The 15,427-nt window shown below is 65.2% G+C and carries 16 protein-coding genes and 1 riboswitch; of the genes, 7 read left to right on the forward strand and 9 right to left on the reverse strand.

Annotated features, from left to right (window positions below; genetic code table 11):
- Window positions 1–93 precede the first annotated feature (93 nt).
- From G9408_RS08315 to G9408_RS08325, 3 genes are read right to left on the reverse strand one after another with little or no spacing between them, the layout of a single operon-like run.
- Complete coding sequence (locus tag G9408_RS08315; protein WP_168453588.1) at window positions 94–1,143, reverse strand: homocysteine S-methyltransferase family protein; 1,050 nt, start codon at window positions 1,141–1,143, stop codon at window positions 94–96.
- Window positions 1,140–2,078, reverse strand: a complete 939-nt coding sequence (metF, locus tag G9408_RS08320; protein WP_168453589.1) for a methylenetetrahydrofolate reductase — start codon at window positions 2,076–2,078, stop codon at window positions 1,140–1,142. The genes G9408_RS08315 and metF overlap by 4 nt, the downstream gene beginning before the upstream one ends.
- Complete coding sequence (locus G9408_RS08325; RefSeq protein WP_168453590.1) at window positions 2,075–3,067, reverse strand: ArsR/SmtB family transcription factor; 993 nt, start codon at window positions 3,065–3,067, stop codon at window positions 2,075–2,077. Before G9408_RS08325 ends, metF begins: the two co-directional genes overlap by 4 nt.
- A gap of 230 nt (window positions 3,068–3,297) precedes the next feature.
- Here G9408_RS08325 and G9408_RS08330 point away from each other — a divergent pair, with 230 nt between their 5' ends.
- The 4 genes from G9408_RS08330 to G9408_RS08345 all read left to right on the forward strand — a co-directional run bounded on the left by G9408_RS08330 (window position 3,298) and on the right by G9408_RS08345 (window position 5,239).
- Complete coding sequence (locus tag G9408_RS08330) at window positions 3,298–3,618, forward strand: hypothetical protein (protein WP_120215500.1); 321 nt, start codon at window positions 3,298–3,300, stop codon at window positions 3,616–3,618.
- Window positions 3,619–3,805: 187 nt separating this feature from the next.
- Entirely contained in the window at window positions 3,806–4,099 is a 294-nt protein-coding gene (locus G9408_RS08335) for an entericidin EcnAB (RefSeq protein WP_168453591.1), read from the forward strand.
- Window positions 4,100–4,179: 80 nt separating this feature from the next.
- Complete coding sequence (locus G9408_RS08340) at window positions 4,180–4,401, forward strand: hypothetical protein (RefSeq protein ID WP_235957630.1); 222 nt, start codon at window positions 4,180–4,182, stop codon at window positions 4,399–4,401.
- Window positions 4,402–4,435: 34 nt separating this feature from the next.
- A riboswitch (ZMP/ZTP riboswitch) is annotated at window positions 4,436–4,528 on the forward strand.
- Between the two features lie 21 nt (window positions 4,529–4,549).
- A complete protein-coding gene (locus tag G9408_RS08345) occupies window positions 4,550–5,239 on the forward strand; it encodes a DJ-1/PfpI family protein (protein WP_168453592.1) in 690 nt (229 codons plus the stop codon).
- Between the two features lie 132 nt (window positions 5,240–5,371).
- Here G9408_RS08345 and G9408_RS08350 read toward each other — a convergent pair whose 3' ends face one another.
- From G9408_RS08350 to G9408_RS08370, 5 genes are all read right to left on the reverse strand, one after another.
- Complete coding sequence (locus tag G9408_RS08350; RefSeq protein ID WP_168453593.1) at window positions 5,372–6,118, reverse strand: glutaminyl-peptide cyclotransferase; 747 nt, start codon at window positions 6,116–6,118, stop codon at window positions 5,372–5,374.
- Between the two features lie 225 nt (window positions 6,119–6,343).
- Window positions 6,344–7,987 (reverse strand): chaperonin GroEL, encoded by a 1,644-nt coding sequence (groL, locus tag G9408_RS08355; RefSeq protein WP_168453594.1) that lies wholly within the window; start codon window positions 7,985–7,987, stop codon window positions 6,344–6,346.
- A gap of 63 nt (window positions 7,988–8,050) precedes the next feature.
- Window positions 8,051–8,338, reverse strand: a complete 288-nt coding sequence (gene groES / locus G9408_RS08360; protein WP_011540765.1) for a co-chaperone GroES — start codon at window positions 8,336–8,338, stop codon at window positions 8,051–8,053.
- A gap of 120 nt (window positions 8,339–8,458) precedes the next feature.
- On the reverse strand, window positions 8,459–9,856 hold the full coding sequence (locus G9408_RS08365) for an MATE family efflux transporter (RefSeq protein ID WP_168453595.1): 1,398 nt from the start codon (window positions 9,854–9,856) through the stop codon (window positions 8,459–8,461).
- 249 nt (window positions 9,857–10,105) lie between these two features.
- Complete coding sequence (locus G9408_RS08370; protein ID WP_168453596.1) at window positions 10,106–10,678, reverse strand: Pycsar system effector family protein; 573 nt, start codon at window positions 10,676–10,678, stop codon at window positions 10,106–10,108.
- A gap of 162 nt (window positions 10,679–10,840) precedes the next feature.
- Here G9408_RS08370 and G9408_RS08375 point away from each other — a divergent pair, with 162 nt between their 5' ends.
- The 3 genes from G9408_RS08375 to G9408_RS08385 all read left to right on the forward strand — a co-directional run bounded on the left by G9408_RS08375 (window position 10,841) and on the right by G9408_RS08385 (window position 14,505).
- Window positions 10,841–11,077, forward strand: coding sequence for an acyl carrier protein (locus G9408_RS08375; RefSeq protein WP_039571860.1), 237 nt, complete (start codon window positions 10,841–10,843; stop codon window positions 11,075–11,077).
- A gap of 141 nt (window positions 11,078–11,218) precedes the next feature.
- Window positions 11,219–12,421, forward strand: a complete 1,203-nt coding sequence (spt, locus tag G9408_RS08380) for a serine palmitoyltransferase (protein ID WP_168453597.1) — start codon at window positions 11,219–11,221, stop codon at window positions 12,419–12,421.
- 113 nt (window positions 12,422–12,534) lie between these two features.
- Window positions 12,535–14,505: an ATP-binding protein gene (locus tag G9408_RS08385; RefSeq protein WP_168453598.1), complete on the forward strand. Its 1,971-nt coding sequence runs from the start codon at window positions 12,535–12,537 to the stop codon at window positions 14,503–14,505.
- Between the two features lie 54 nt (window positions 14,506–14,559).
- Here the strand turns inward: G9408_RS08385 and G9408_RS08390 are convergent, their stop codons facing one another.
- Entirely contained in the window at window positions 14,560–15,420 is an 861-nt protein-coding gene (locus tag G9408_RS08390) for a hypothetical protein (RefSeq protein WP_168453599.1), read from the reverse strand.
- Between the last annotated feature and the right edge of the window lie 7 nt (window positions 15,421–15,427).

Consider the following 15,427-nt stretch of genomic DNA (forward strand, 5'->3'; position numbering starts at 1 on the left):
AGGCTGGTGCAAGGCCGGTATGCCCACCCCGCTGCGACTAGCCAGCAAGCTGGCAAGTCTCGCTGCCCCTCCCCTGAAGGGGAGGGGTTAGAATCACGCCGCCATCGTGAACGGCTCCAGCCCGGCCAGCCGCGTCCGCACCGGCACTTGCGGAATCTGCCGCGCGGGCAGCCCAGCGATCGCCTTCGCCATTGCGGCGATATGCGCGGGGGTCGAACCGCAGCAGCCGCCGAGGATATTGACCTGGCCATGCTCTGCCCATTCGCGCACCAGCTCTGCGGTCGTATCGGGCAGCTCGTCATATTCGCCGAGTTCGTTGGGCAGACCGGCATTCGGGTAAACCATCACCAGCGCGTCGGCGAGATCGGACAGCACCTTGACGTGCGGACGCAGCTGCGATGCGCCGAACGAGCAGTTGAGGCCGATGGTCAGCGGCTTGGCATGGCGCACGGCGTACCAGAAGGCCTCGACCGTATGGCCAGACAGGTTGCGGCCACTGAGGTCGGTGAGTGTCATCGAGATCATCAGCGGCAGTTCGCGGCCGACCTTGGCCTCGGCCTCCAGCGTCGCGGCGATGCCCGCCTTGGCATTGAGGGTGTCGAAGATCGTTTCGATCAGGATGAAATCCGCACCGCCCTCGGCGAGCGCGACGACCTGTTCCAGATAGACGTCCTTCAATTCGTCGAAATCGATCTCGCGAAAGCCGGGGTTGTTGACGTCAGGCGACAGCGACAACGTCTTGTTGGTCGGCCCGACCGCACCCGCGACGAAGCGGCGGCGACCGTCGATGCCTTCATATTTGACCGCGGTTTCGCGGCCCAGTCGTGCGCTTTCGCGGTTGATGTCGCCAACAAGATGCTCGGCGCCATAATCGGCCTGGCTGATCCGGTTGGCGCTGAAGGTGTTGGTCGACACGATATCCGACCCCGCCGCCAGATAGGCCTCGCCGATCGCGGTGACGATGTCGGGGCGGGTCAGCGCCAATATGTCGTTGTTGCCCTTCTGATCGTGCGTCAGGCCCAGCGAACCCGCGTAATCGGCCTCGGTCAGCTTGCGGTCCTGGATCTGGGTGCCCCAGCCACCGTCGGTGAGCAGGATGCGCTCCTTCGCCGCGGCCAAGAGAGCTTCGCGTGCGCTGTTCATGCTGCCTGATCCTTTGCGGTCGAGACCGGCCGCAGCCCCAGCAGATGACAAATGGCATAGCTGAGTTCGGCGCGATTCAAGGTGTAGAAGTGGAAATCGCGGACCCCGCCCGCATAGAGGCGGCGGCACATTTCGGCGGCGACGGTCGCCGCAACCAGCTGGCGCGCACCGGGATGATCGTCGAGCCCGTCGAACAGCGACACCATCCACGCCGGGATCGCGGTGCCGCACATGTCGGCCATGCGCCGCGTCTGCGACACATTCGATACGGGCAAAATGCCGGGGATGATCGGCGCGTCGATGCCCGCCGCCGCCGCCGCGTCACGGAAGCGCAGGAAGCTGTCGGGCGCAAAGAAGAATTGCGTGATCGCGCGCGTTGCCCCGGCGTCAAGCTTGCGCTTGAGATTGTCGAGGTCGGCCTGCGGGCAGTCGGCGTCGGGGTGCGTTTCGGGGTAGGCGGCGACCGAGATTTCAAACGGTGCGACGGCCTTCAATCCCGCGACCAGCTCGATCGCATTGGCGTAGCCGTCAGGATGCGCGCGATAGGGCGCGCCGCCCGGCACGTCGCCGCGCAGCGCAACGATGTGGCGGACCCCGGCCTCCCAATAGGCTTCCGCCACTTCGTTGATTTCCGCGCGCGATGCCTCGACACAGGTCAGGTGCGCCGCGGGCGGTACCGCGCTTTCGGCGGCGATGCGCGCAACGGTGGCATGGGTGCGCTCGCGCGTCGAACCGCCCGCGCCATAGGTCACCGATACGAAGCTGGGGCCCAAGGGTTCGAGGGTACGGAACGTATCCCACAGCTGCGCTTCCATCTTTTCGGTCTTGGGCGGGAAAAATTCGAAGCTGACGCCGATGTCGCCATCCAGATTGGCGAACAGCGGCGACGCCGCGGCGCGGCGGGCCTCGGCCAGCGAGTTCAAATTCGACGTCATGCCGCGAGCCTTTTGGGTTGGCCGTCGCCATCATGGGCGACCGGCGGTTGATCTTCATCGCTGCGGCGGCGGCCAAGCCAGAGCTTGACCACCAGTTCGCCGCCTTCGAGCGTCTGGGTGTTTTCGAGGAGCAGTCCCGCCGAAGCGAACCAGCCCCGGATCTGCGCATCCGAAAAGCCGAGGCGCGCATGGGCGGCAAGGTCGCGCAGCGCCTCATCCTCGTGCGGCGCGAAATCGACGATCAGCAGATGGCCGCCGCCCCGCAACACCCGGCTTGCCTCGGTAATCACCCGATCGGGTTCGTGCGCGAAGTGCAGCGCCTGGTGGATCACAATGCTGTCGACGCTGGCGTCGCCGACCGGCAGGTTCAGGAAATCGCCCTGCACCAGATCGACCGGGACTGTCTGCCCCGCCAGCTTGGCGCGCGCGATGCGCAGCATTTCGGGGCTGCGATCGAGCGCGGTGATGCGACGCGCGGTCGGCGCGAAGATTTCCGCCATCCGGCCGGTGCCGGTGCCGATGTCGAGCAGATGCCCCAGACGGCGATTGTGCATCATCGCCAGCATCGCCGCCTCGACCTCGCTTTCGGCAACGTGGCGCGAACGGATCGCGTCCCATTCGGCGGCATGTTCGGCGAAATAGCGTTCGGCGACCGCGGCGCGTTCATCGCGCACCGCCGTCAATCGGCGCGCGTCATGCGCGATAACCAAGGCTTCGCGCGTCGAAAACGGCCATTTTTCCGCTTGTCCGATGATGTCGGCGATCGGCCCGCTCTTGGCGATCCGCAGGAACACCCAACTGCCTTCGCGCCGCCGCTCGACAATCCCCGCTTCAACCAGGATACGGACATGGCGCGAGACGCGCGGTTGGCTCTGGTCGAGCACCACCGCAAGCTCGCCGATCGCCAGCTCCATTTCGCGCAGCAGCGCCACGACTCGCAGGCGCGTCGGGTCGGCCAGGGCACGAAAGATGTCGATCAGCTCGCTCATGGCAATAGATATAAAGCTTTCTTTATATCTGGTCAACCAGCGGCTTCGGCCTCGATTTCTGCCGCGCGGCGCCCTGTCCGATCCGCGTTCGGTCGAAACATCCCGACCCGCAAGCAAAAGGGCGTTGCGCGCCATTTGACGAGCGAGTAATTCTGCCCGCGATTGGCATATTCCGGGATCGATCTGTTCCTGTGCCGGTCGATCTGTTCAAACCGAGAGGGGTTTCCCAAATGAAAAAATCGATCACCATGTCGCTCGTTCTCGCCGCCTCGCTGGGCCTCGCCGCTTGCGGTGAAAAGGCTGCCGACGACACCGCCGCCGCCACCGAAGATGCAGCAGCGACCGTCGAAGGTGCCGCTGATGGCGCGATGGAAGCTGCCGAAGGCGCTGCTGACGCTGCTGCCACCGCCGGCGCTGCTGCCGAAGGTGCCGCCGATGCCGCTGCTGCTGGCGACGCTGCTGCCGCGACCGACAAGGCCGCTGAAGCTGCCGACGCTGCCAAGGAAGCGACCGACGCTGCCAAGGGCGCGATGGAAGAAGCCAAGAAGTAAGCTGTTTGCGGGCCAGATTGGCCAGTTGAACAACGGGGGTCGTCGGTTCGCCGGCGGCCCCTTTGTCTATGTGGGGTCGGACGCATCCCAAGCTGACAAAAGCTATGGATTGCCAAGCCCCTGAACCCTCGCTAACCCTCTGCATCCATGACCGGTGACCCGGTCATTGCATTCGAAAGGAATACCCATGCGCAAGATCCTCATCGCTTCGATGGCCGCTGCGGCCTTCAGCCTGACCGCCTGCTCGGAAAAGGCCCAGGAAGAAACCTCGGAAGCCGGCGCCGCCGTTGCTGACGATGCGGCTGCTGCTGGCGACGCGGTTGCCGAAGGCGCCGCTGACGCCGCCGATGCGACCGCCGAAGCGGCTGCCGATGCCGGCAACGCCGTCGAAGGCACCGTGAACGCCGCTGGCGACGCTGCCGCTGCCGCTGGCGACAAGATCGAAGCCGAAACCGCCAAGGCCGAAGCCAACGACAAGTAAGTCGTTGGCGCGCGTCTGAGCGTGCGACTATAGAGGGGCTCCATTCTTCACGAATGGAGCCCTTTTTCGTGGGAGATTGCATGATGGGTCGGACCAGCCTGGCAACGATCATCGCCGCCGCGGCGACCCTTGCGCTGACCACGGGGTGCAGCCGCACCGACAATGAGCCCGGCCCGGGCGGGGTGACGGTTAGCGAGGCGAAGGCGCTCGACGATGCCGCCGAAATGCTCGAAAGTCGCGACCCCGCACCCGCCGCCGATGCTGAGGCGACACGCGACGCAGGCGCGGCAGCGGACGAATAGCGCCTTTCCCTCGGCACGCCATGGGGTTAAACTGGCGCTGCCCCGCGACTGGCGCTGAAGATGGAAACCCATCGGGAAGCGGGGCTGGCGAATATGCCAATTCGAGCCGCGCGCCTGGGTGATCCACTGCCACTGCAAGGACATCCGCATGACCGACGCACCCGTTCCCCCTGCACCGACCACCGTCGTTTTTCTGCTGTTTCCAGGGATCACCCAGCTCGATTTCACCGCCCCCGCGCAGGCGCTCTGCCGGATGCCCGGCGCGCGACTGGTCGGCGCCGCGGCCAGCCGCGATGCAATCGCCACCGACAGCGGCTTTTCGATTGTGCCGACCGATGATTTTGCCGGCTGTCCGCAAGCCGACATTCTCTGCGTCCCCGGCGGACATGGCGTCGTCGAGGCGCTGAACGATCCCGCGACGATCGATTTCATCGCCCGCCAGGCAGCGGGCGCGCAGTGGGTGACCAGCGTCTGCACCGGCGCCTTCCTGCTCGGCCGCGCCGGGCTGCTGACGGGCAAGCGCGCGACGACGCATTGGGCCTATGCCCATTTGCTGCAGCTGGTGGGCGCCGAACCGGTAAACGCGCGGATCGTCGAGGACGGGAGTCTGGTTACCAGCGGCGGCGTCACGTCAGGGCTCGACTTCGCGCTGACGCTCATCGGGCGGCTGCACGGCGACGCGGTGGCAGAGGCGATCCAGCTCGCGATCGAATATGACCCTGCCCCGCCCTATGTCGGCGGCCATCCCGACCGGACGCCGCCAGCGATCACCGCCGGGTTGAAGGCGCGGGTTTATGATGCGGCGGCGGCGCGGATGGAGCAGGCCTTGGGCGGTTAGAGGCTGACCCCAATATCGTCATCCCGGCGAAGGCCGGGATCTCTCCGGTGCGTCCTGCCGCGCGGGCGAGATCCCGGCCTTCGCCGGGATGACGAAAGCGGAAATACCGTGCAGAGCGACACACCCAAGGAACTAACCACAGTCGGCCAGCACAATCTCGTACAGCTTTGGCCAATATTTGCCGGTCACGAACAGCCGCTTCTGCTTCGCGTCCCATGCGATGCCGTTGAGTACGCTGTCACTTCCCCGCGCCCCCGCCTGTTCCTTGAGCCCCGACAGGTCGATGTAGGACCGGATATGGCCGCTCGCGGGATCGATCCGCACGATCATGTCGGTCATCCAGACATTGGCCCAAACCTCCCCGTCTATCGTCTCCAGCTCGTTGAGCATCGCCAGCGGGCGGCTGCCGAACCGCACGGTGACGCGTTTTTGTTCGGTCATCGTCGCGGGATCGAAAAAGCGCAGCTGCGACGTCCCGTCGCTCAGCACCAGGCTGTCGCCCACCATGGTGACGCCCCATCCCTCGCCCGCATAGGAAAAGGTGCCGACGGGTTTCAGATCCTTGATCCGCCAGCGGTTGCCGACCCCACCCTGCCAGGTGACGCCGATGATCTGGTCGCGCCAGCGGGTGATGCCCTCGCCGAACTGGTTGGATGGCAATTTTGTCTGAGCGACCGCCTTGCCGGTCTTGAGATCGAGCCGCGCGACGCGCGAGCGGCCATATTGGCCGGTGGCTTCGTACAGATGACCGCCGTCCCAGAACAGCCCTTGGGTAAAACTGGTGGTGTCGTGCGGGTAGGTCTGGACGATGCGATAGCCGCAGCGTTCGATCGGCTGGGGCGGATCGGCGACGGCGGTAAGGAGAGCAAGCACGATCATGGGGCTTTGCTATGCGGCGCGCGATGAACTGGCAATGACAGAACCACCGTGCCCCTGTGAAGGCAGGGGCCCATCATCTGGCGTTGCGATTCAAAGCGATGGGCGCCGAGTGCCGACAGCATCGGTGATGGGCCCCTGCCTTCGCAGGGGCACGGCATAGAAAAAGGGCCGGAGGATTGCTCCCCCGGCCCAATTTCAGTCGACTGTGCGCCGAACGGTTTGGACTTAGAAGTCCATGCCGCCCATGCCGCCCATGCCGCCGCCGCCCATCGGCATGGCGGGCTTGTCTTCGGGCGTTTCGGCGATGCCGGCTTCGGTGGTGATCAGCAGACCGGCAACCGATGCAGCGTCCTGCAGCGCGGTGCGGACGACCTTGGTCGGGTCGATGACACCCGCAGAAACCAGGTTTTCATACACGTCGGTCGACGCGTTGAAACCGAAGTTGGTGTCGTTCTGGTCGAACAGCTTGCCCGCAACGACGCCGCCGTCGAAACCGGCGTTTTCGGCGATCTGGCGGACCGGAGCCTGCAGCGCGCGACGGATGATGTCGATGCCGCGGGTCTGGTCTTCGTTGACGCCCGACATGCCGTCGAGCGACTTCGTCGCGTACAGCAGCGCGGTACCACCGCCGGGGACGATGCCTTCTTCGACCGCAGCGCGGGTCGCGTGCAGCGCGTCGTCGACGCGGTCCTTGCGTTCCTTCACTTCGACTTCCGAAGCGCCGCCGACCTTGATCACCGCAACGCCGCCGGCGAGCTTCGCCAGACGTTCCTGCAGCTTTTCACGATCGTAATCCGACGTCGTCGTTTCGATCTGCGCCCGGATCTGTTCGACGCGGCCCTTGATCGCATCGGCAGCACCGGCGCCATCGACGATGGTGGTGTTGTCCTTGTCGATCGTGACGCGCTTCGCCTGACCCAGCATGTTCAGCGTGACCGATTCCAGCTTGATGCCCAGGTCTTCGCTGATCATTTCACCATTGGTGAGGATCGCGATGTCCTGCAGCATCGCCTTGCGGCGATCGCCGAAGCCCGGTGCCTTGACCGCAGCGACCTTCAGGCCGCCGCGCAGGCGGTTGACGACCAGCGTCGCCAGCGCTTCGCCTTCGATGTCCTCGGCGATGATCAGCAGCGGGCGACCCGACTGCACCACGGCTTCGAGGATCGGCAGCATGGACTGGAGGTTCGACAGCTTCTTTTCGAAGATCAGGATGTAGGGATCCGACAGCTCGACGAGCATCTTTTCCGGGTTGGTGATGAAGTAAGGCGACAGGTAGCCGCGGTCGAACTGCATGCCTTCGACGACGTCGAGCTCGAAATCGAGACCCTTGGCTTCCTCGACGGTGATCACGCCTTCCTTGCCGACCTTTTCCATCGCTTCGGCGATCTTGTCGCCGACTTCCTTGTCGCCATTGGCCGAAATGATGCCGACCTGCGCGATTTCCGAGGTCCCGGCGACCGGCTTCGACTGGGCCTTGATCGTTTCGACGACCTTATTCACCGCAAGGTCGATGCCGCGCTTCAGGTCCATCGGGTTCATGCCAGCGGCAACCGACTTCATGCCTTCGCGGACGATTGCCTGGGCGAGAACGGTCGCAGTGGTGGTGCCGTCGCCGGCCTTGTCGTTCGCCTTCGATGCGACTTCGCGCAGCATCTGCGCGCCCATGTTTTCGAACTTGTCCTTCAGTTCGATTTCCTTGGCGACGGTAACGCCGTCCTTGGTGATGCGGGGCGCGCCGAAGCTCTTGTCGATGACGACGTTGCGGCCCTTGGGACCGAGGGTGACCTTCACCGCGTCGGCGAGGGTGTCGACACCCTTCAGGATGCGTTCGCGCGCGTCGCGCGAGAATTTGACGTCTTTAGCAGCCATGTGCTTGTTCCTTTCAAAGGCGCAGAAAACTGCGCAACTTCACTCTCGATTCGATGAAATCGCTCAGGCGATGACGCCGAGGATGTCCGATTCCTTCATGATCAGCAGCTCTTCGCCGTCGACCTTGACTTCGGTGCCCGACCATTTGCCGAACAGGATGCGGTCACCCGCCTTCACGTCGAGCGGGGTCACCTTGCCGTCGTCGGCGCGGGCGCCAGTGCCGACCGAGACGACTTCGCCTTCCTGCGGCTTTTCCTTGGCGGTGTCGGGAATGATGATGCCGCCAGCCGTTTTTTCTTCGGCTTCGATACGGCGGACGAGCACGCGGTCGTGCAGCGGACGAAATTGCATGGATATCCCTCCAGAAATGCAATGGATGTCATTTAGCACTCACAAGGTGCGAGTGCTAACAAGCGGCCATATGGGTGGGAGTCCGATAGGCGTCAACCACCGCCAGCCAAGTTTTTTGCGTCAGAGCGGCAAAAGGCCAAGACGGGCGCGCATCCGCCACCTGAGTAGCAGCACCGCCGACACCACGATCAGCCCGACCGCCAGCCCGATCCACACGCCGACCCCGGCAAGCGGGGTCCAGAAACCGAGGTAGATGGCGGTGCCATAGCCCGCGATCCAGTAGCCGCAGATCGCGATGATCATCGGGGTGCGGGTGTCCTGTAGCCCGCGCAAGACCCCCGCCGCGACCGCCTGCGCGCCGTCGAATAGCTGGAAGGCGGCGGCGACGACCAGGAACTGCAACGCGAAACCGACCAGCGCCGCGTTGCGCGCCGCGTCGACATCGACATAGATCGACAGGACCAGCGTCGGGAACAGCCACATCAAGAGCGCGGTGAACGCCATGAAGCCGATGCCAAGGACCAGCGACGCCTGCCCCGCCAGCGCAATGCCGCGGTGGTCGCGCGCGCCATAGGCCAGGCCAACGCGGATCGTCGCCGCCTGCGCCACCCCGAACGGGATCTGGAACGCAAGCGCCGCGACCTGAAGCGCGATCGTATGACCGGCGAGTTCGGCTTCGCCAATCCGGCCCATCAGGAACGCCGCGCCGGTGAATAGTCCTGCTTCGGCCAAAATGGTCAGGCTGATCGGGGTGCCGATCCGCAGCATGTCGAAAAAGCGCGTCCATTCGGTGCGCCACCAGTTGCCGAACAGATGATAGCGGCGCAGCCGCCGGTCGGACTGGATGACGACGACATAGGCGGCGAGCATCAGCACGCTGGTCAGCACGCTGGACATCGCCGACCCGTGCAGCCCCAGCGCGGGCATGCCGAGGTTGCCGAACACCAGCGTCCAGTTGCCGAGCGCGTTGACGCCCAGCGCGCCAAAGGTGATCGCGGTGGCGATCGTCGGCCGCCCGAGCGCCGAGACGAAGATGCGCAGCACCGCCGCGGCGATCATCGGGAACATGCCCCACATCAGGATGAGCAGGAATCCCGCCGCACGCGCCGACGTTTCGGGCGGCTGGCCGGTCGCGATCATGATCGGCCCGCCCGCAGCGCAAATGCCCATGAAAACGAATGACACCAGCGCGCTGAGCCAGAGCGCCATGCGCACCGTCCGCCGCACTTCGCGCACGGCATGTTTGCGGCGGCCCAGCTCGGCAGCGATCAGGGGCGCCGCGGCGCCGACGAGCCCGCTGCCGGTCCAGAGCAAGAGGCCAAAGATCGACACGGCCAGCGACGAGGCGGCGAGCGCCGCGTCGCCAAGCCGCGCCACAAAGATGACGTCGATCGCATGGACCAGCATCTGGAGCAGGTTCGCCGCCGCCAGCGGCAGCGCGAGCGCCAGCGTCGCGCGAAACTCGGCGCGAAGACCCTGCGACGTTGGCGCGGTCAAAGGCGTGGCCTGCTGCAACATAGCCGGCCCGGATAGGCGCGGCGGGGCGGCGGGGCAATCGTGGGTGGGGATTGGCGGGATTTTCGCGGGCGGGGGTGGTAAATTGGCAACAGCAGGTGGCGTGTAATCCTCCCTGTCGCGCAGCGATGGGGAGGGGGTAGCGCGAAGCGCTGACGGAGGGGCCATGGCGCGACGTCGTCGCCCCTCCACCCCTCGCCTGCGGCGAGCGGTCCCCCTCCCCATGGCTTCGCCACAGGGAGGATTATTGCATCACCCTCGCCACATCTCCACCATCTGGAACGCAAATGCGCCGAAAGTCAGCGTCAGCCCGACCACGAACAGCCGGTACGCATAAGCCAGATACCGATATTTGCGCCGCGCCAGCACGATGCCGTTCTGATAGGTGTCGCGCAGCATCGTTTCATAAAGATCTTCCTCGGTGCGCAGCCGCGCCTTGACCGCGTCGATGAACTCATCCTCCTCCATCTGCGAAAAGCGACCGAAGAACAGGATGTTGCTATGATCCTTGCCGTCCTTGTAAACGATCGGCGGCGCCTTGCCGACGCGCGGCAGCACCGCCGAGACCGCGAGCAGCGCCGACAGGAAGGAAAAGGTCGCGAGGATCGTCAGCGGCATCGCCAGCGCTCCCGCCCCGGCGCGCGCCTGCCCCACCGCGAGGGTGAACACGACAAAGGTCGCGCCCATCAGGATCGACGCCTTTTGGTCGGCCATCTGCGACAGCTGCATCGTCAATTGCTGGTTGGTGCGCACCAGATGCACCGCGTTCGGCGGGAAGGACACCGCTGGCGGCGGCGCCGGTGTCGATGCGTTTTCGCTGCCCATGCCATTCCCCCGCGTTCGCAATGCGTCAGCGACCCGCCACAGCGATGCCATGAAGTGCCGCCAGCGGCAAGATGCTGCCCTGTTCCCGCCGCATTCGCTTGCCAATCGGGCGAGAGCGCGGCATTCCCGCGCGCAACTTTATGCCTTTATGGGACGCACCACATGAGCACCGCCCTCACCGACCAGATTTACGGCCTGATCGCCCCCTTCAACAAAAAGGGGGTCGAACTGACCGATGCGACGACCTTTGCCGGCGACCTTGAATGGGACAGCCTGACGGTGATGGATTTCGTCGCCGAGGTCGAGGACACGTTCGACATCATCATCAGCATGAACATGCAGGCGGAGATCGAAACCGTGGGCCAGCTGGTGGCGGCGGTTGAAAAGCTGCAAGGCTGACCGTCACTTCCGTTCGTCCTGAGGAGGGACTGAGCGGAGCGAAGGCCCGTCTCGAAGGACATACGCGCAACGATCCTTCGAGACGCCATTTCGTCAAGCTCAATGGCTCCTCAGGACAAACGGATGGTTTAGGATTCACACATGACCGACCTCTTCTCAAAATTCGATCCGCTGATCCAGCAGCGCGAAACGCTGCTCGCGACCGGGGTCACCGATCCCTATAATCTGGTGATGGAAAAGGTGATCTCGCCGACCGTCGCGATCTGCAACGGGCGCGAGACGATCCTGCTTGGCACCTATAATTATATGGGCATGACCTTTGACGAGGATGTCATCGCCGCAGGCAAGGACGCGCTCGACAAATTCGGCAGCGGCACCACCGGCAGCCGTGTGCTCAACGGCACCTATCAGGGGCACAAGGAGTGCGAGGAAGCACTGAAAGAATTTTACGCCATGGATCATGCCATGGTGTTTTCAACCGGTTATCAGGCAAACCTTGGCATCATTTCGACGATCGCGGGCAAGGGCGACTATGTCATCCTCGACATCGACAGCCATGCGTCGATCTATGACGGGTGCAAGATGGGCGACGCCGAAATCGTCGCCTTCCGCCACAATGACGTCGATGCGCTGGAGAAAAGACTGAAGCGCCTGCCCGCAGACGCGGGCAAGCTCGTCGTGCTCGAAGGCGTCTATTCGATGCTCGGCGACGTCGCGCCGCTGAAGGAGATGATCCGCGTTTCCAAGGAAGCCGGCGCGATGGTGCTGGTCGACGAAGCGCATTCGATGGGCTTTATCGGCGAGAACGGCCGCGGGGTTGCCGAGGCGCAGGGGGTGCTCGACGATGTCGATTTCGTCATCGGCACGTTCAGCAAGAGCGTCGGCACCGTCGGCGGCTTCTGCGTGTCGAACCATCCGAAGTTCGAGATCATGCGGCTGGTCTGCCGCCCCTATGTGTTCACCGCGTCGCTGCCGCCCAGCGTCGTCGCGACCGCGGCGACCAGCATCCGCAAGCTGATGCACGGGTCGAACAAGCGCGCGCACCTGTGGGAAAATTCCAAGGTGCTGCACAAGGGGCTGCGCGATCTGGGCTTCCAGTTGGGCACCGACGAGCCGCAGTCGGCGATCATCGCGGTGATCATGCCCGACCTCGAGCAAGGCGCGATGATGTGGGAGGCGCTGCTGGAGGAAGGGCTGTACGTCAACCTGGCGCGCCCGCCCGCGACCCCCGCGGGCATGACCCTGCTGCGCTGTTCGCTCTGCGCCGAGCACAGCATCGACCAGGTCGGCGAAATCCTCGGCCGTTTCGAACGCGCGGGCAAGCGCGTCGGGATTATCGGCTGAACCGAGCCGCTGCGCCGACCAGCGGATTCCTTTTTGCGCCGAACCGAAGCCGGGCGGCAGCGACCGGGCCTTCGGCGCTTTGCGGCGCCGCGCATGTCCGGTAAGACACAGGCGTGTTCGAGCGGGATAGCGATACCGAAACCGAGACGCGGCGCGAGCGATTACGCTTTTGGCTGACGATCGGCATGGCGACGATGCTGACCGGCATCGTCGGCGCCCTTGTCATGCTGCTCGCGCGCGCCAGCGACAATTACGACCAGTCACTCGGCTGGCAGACGCAAAGCCTGGAAGTCATTTCGCAGACGCGCTCGCTCGACGCCTCGCTCGCGCGCGCCGAGGCGGCGCTCGGGCGCTTTGCGGTGGGGCTGCAAAAGGAGGACGGCCGCGTTTACGAACAGCAATGGGGGCTGGCGCGGCAATATCTGACGCGGCTCGACCGCAGCGTCCGCGACAACGCCGCCCAGTCGAAGCTGGTCGATGACCTGACGCGCGAGATGGACAGCCGCGGACGCCAGCTTGGCGACGCGGCACTGAGCGCCAATTACAGCCAGACCGTCGCCGCGATTTCGAAATATCATGCCGCGGGGCACGACGCCGGGCTCAGCCGCATCGACGATCTGCTCAACCAGATTATTGCCAATGAACGCGCGCTGCTGCGCGAACGTATTCGCACCGCCGCCGCGGATCGCGCCAGCCTGAACCAGGCGATGTTGCTGTTTGCCCTGCTCGGCGCGGCGATTGCCGCCGTCGCGATCGGCACGACATTCTCGTTCGTCCGCGCCGAGGCCGAGCGCCGGGTCGCGCGGCGCGAGCAGGTGGCGGAAAGCGAACGCGCGATGCAGCTGGAGGAGGCCGTCGAAGCGCGCACCGCCGAGCTGGAACAGGCCAACATCGCGCTGCGCAGCGAGATGAGCGAGCGCGCCGCGGCCGAAGCCCAGCTGCGCCAGGCACAAAAGATGGAAGCAGTCGGCCAGCTGACCGGCGGCATCGCGCATGATTTCAACAATATGCTGGCGGTTGTTGTCGGCGGATTGGAACTGGCGCAGCGCTGGCTGCCCGGCACCCCCGAAAAGGCCGAACGCCACCTTGCCAACGCGCTCGACGGCGCCAATCGCGCCGCCGACCTGACGCGGCGGCTGCTCACCTTTGCCCGATCCGAACCTGCACGCCCCGAAATGACGCCGATCGACGCCTGCATTACCGGGTTTGCCGAACTGATCGAACGGACGATCGGCGACCGGATCGCGCTGACGCTCGATCTCAATGCGGACCATCTCGCCTGCTGGCTCGACCGGCAGCAGTTCGAAAATGCGCTGCTCAACCTGGCGGTCAATGCGCGCGACGCGATGGACGGCCATGGCGCGCTGACCATCCGCACCATGGGCGATGGCGACGGCAAGGCGCTGGCGGTGCAGGTGATCGACACCGGTTGCGGCATGTCGCCCGAGGTGCTGGAACGCGTGTTCGATCCCTTCTACACAACCAAGCCCGCGGGTCAGGGGACCGGGCTGGGGATGAGCCAGGTCTTCGCCTTTTGCCGCCAGTCGGGCGGCGAGGTCCAGATTTCCTCGACCGAAGGCGAAGGGACGAGCGTCGCAATGCTGTTGCCGGTCGCCAAGCCGGAGGATGTTGCAGCGGCGGCCAGCGACGGTGATGGCGATCCCGCCGACTGCGCACCCGCCGAAGCGCTGAACATCCTGGTGATCGAGGACGACCAGCGCGTCCTCGCGGCGACGGTCGATGCGGTCGAGGAACTGGGCCATAGCGCGGTGGCGTGCGGCAATCCGCTGGAGGCCGAGCAGCTCGTCGAAGGACGGCTGGCCGACGGCGGCCGGTTTGACCTGGTGCTGTCCGACGTGCTGATGCCCGAACTGACCGGCCCCGAACTGGTCGCGCAGCTCAAACAGCGCTGGCCCGAACTGTCGGTGCTGTTCGTCACCGGCTTTGCCGGCGACGCCGGCGAGGCCGAAAGTTTCGGCGACCATGACGTGCTCCGCAAACCCTTTACCCTCAACGCGCTCGATCAGGCGATCCGGCGGTGCGGCGAAGCCCGGGCGGGCATGGGACAGCGGCTGGCGAGCTGAGCCTTGTTACGCTCCGGCGAGAGTCCAACTTTCGCCGGGATGACGTATCGCATTCTACCGGATCGCGCCGCCCTTGATCAGCCGCGGTACCAGCGTGACCGCGGCGATCAGCGGCCAGCGGCGCTGCCACGGCTTGATTTCGATCTTGGTCCCCGCGTGGCGATTGATCTTCCACGCCAGATAATCGATCCCACCGGCATAAGTCAGGCTGGCCTTGGCCAGCCGCGCAATGCTGAGCGCCTTGCCCTCGATCCGCCGCCGCGCCCATGCACCACTGCGCGCGGCCACCGGGATCGCCGCCATCGCGGGGGCGCTGAAACGCTGGTAACGGTCGGTGTCGGCATCGACCACCGACTGCGCGCGCCCCGCCCGTTCGGCGCGCAGCTCGACCGAATAGGTGAGCGCAAAGGCGCGTCGCCACCAATCGAGCGGCGCCTCGCCATCGACCTTGCCCGCTGCCGCCAGCAAGGTCGGCGCGGCGCGCGCGACGGCGGCGACGGCGCGGTCGCGCGCCGTATCGTCGACCGCCCATACCAGCCGCGACGGCTGCGCAAAGCGCGCCCACACCGACACATTGCGCGTCTCCGGCCCGTTCAGGCGGTGAAAATCGCTTTCCGACAGCACCGCATATTTCGCGATTAGCCCGCGGTGCGCGAACGGAAAGACATTGGGCGGGATCAGCCGATTGGCAGCCGCCATCCACCGCTTGGGATACGCATCGCCATAATCGGACACGATCAGGTAGAAATCGAGCATCAGCCCGTCGAGTTCGCTCATCCTGAGGCAGCTGCCGTAAAACAGCACGGCGCGCGCGCTGCCCGGATATTCGGCGGCGATCGCCTGTGCCATGGCGGCGACGCGCGGGTCGACCGGAGTCGACAGTTCGGCGCGGACCAGGTCGATCAGGTCGGACATGCGCGAA

This window comes from Sphingopyxis microcysteis (assembly GCF_012274265.1).
GTDB classification, from domain to species: Bacteria; Pseudomonadota; Alphaproteobacteria; order Sphingomonadales; family Sphingomonadaceae; genus Sphingopyxis; species Sphingopyxis microcysteis.

What these genes read in the sequence shown, in the direction of transcription:
- spt (WP_168453597.1), top strand. Translation starts at nt 11,219, where the DNA reads ATGACCGACCTCTTCTCAAAATTCGATCCGCTGATCCAGCAGCGCGAA.
- G9408_RS08365 (WP_168453595.1), bottom strand. Translation starts at nt 9,856, where the DNA reads ATGTTGCAGCAGGCCACGCCTTTGACCGCGCCAACGTCGCAGGGTCTT.
- G9408_RS08370 (WP_168453596.1), bottom strand. Translation starts at nt 10,678, where the DNA reads ATGGGCAGCGAAAACGCATCGACACCGGCGCCGCCGCCAGCGGTGTCC.
- G9408_RS08325 (WP_168453590.1), bottom strand. Translation starts at nt 3,067, where the DNA reads ATGAGCGAGCTGATCGACATCTTTCGTGCCCTGGCCGACCCGACGCGC.
- G9408_RS08330 (WP_120215500.1), top strand. Translation starts at nt 3,298, where the DNA reads ATGAAAAAATCGATCACCATGTCGCTCGTTCTCGCCGCCTCGCTGGGC.
- G9408_RS08375 (WP_039571860.1), top strand. Translation starts at nt 10,841, where the DNA reads ATGAGCACCGCCCTCACCGACCAGATTTACGGCCTGATCGCCCCCTTC.
- G9408_RS08345 (WP_168453592.1), top strand. Translation starts at nt 4,550, where the DNA reads ATGACCGACGCACCCGTTCCCCCTGCACCGACCACCGTCGTTTTTCTG.
- metF (WP_168453589.1), bottom strand. Translation starts at nt 2,078, where the DNA reads ATGACGTCGAATTTGAACTCGCTGGCCGAGGCCCGCCGCGCCGCGGCG.
- groL (WP_168453594.1), bottom strand. Translation starts at nt 7,987, where the DNA reads ATGGCTGCTAAAGACGTCAAATTCTCGCGCGACGCGCGCGAACGCATC.
- G9408_RS08315 (WP_168453588.1), bottom strand. Translation starts at nt 1,143, where the DNA reads ATGAACAGCGCACGCGAAGCTCTCTTGGCCGCGGCGAAGGAGCGCATC.
- G9408_RS08350 (WP_168453593.1), bottom strand. Translation starts at nt 6,118, where the DNA reads ATGATCGTGCTTGCTCTCCTTACCGCCGTCGCCGATCCGCCCCAGCCG.
- G9408_RS08340 (WP_235957630.1), top strand. Translation starts at nt 4,180, where the DNA reads ATGATGGGTCGGACCAGCCTGGCAACGATCATCGCCGCCGCGGCGACC.
- groES (WP_011540765.1), bottom strand. Translation starts at nt 8,338, where the DNA reads ATGCAATTTCGTCCGCTGCACGACCGCGTGCTCGTCCGCCGTATCGAA.
- G9408_RS08390 (WP_168453599.1), bottom strand. Translation starts at nt 15,420, where the DNA reads ATGTCCGACCTGATCGACCTGGTCCGCGCCGAACTGTCGACTCCGGTC.
- G9408_RS08335 (WP_168453591.1), top strand. Translation starts at nt 3,806, where the DNA reads ATGCGCAAGATCCTCATCGCTTCGATGGCCGCTGCGGCCTTCAGCCTG.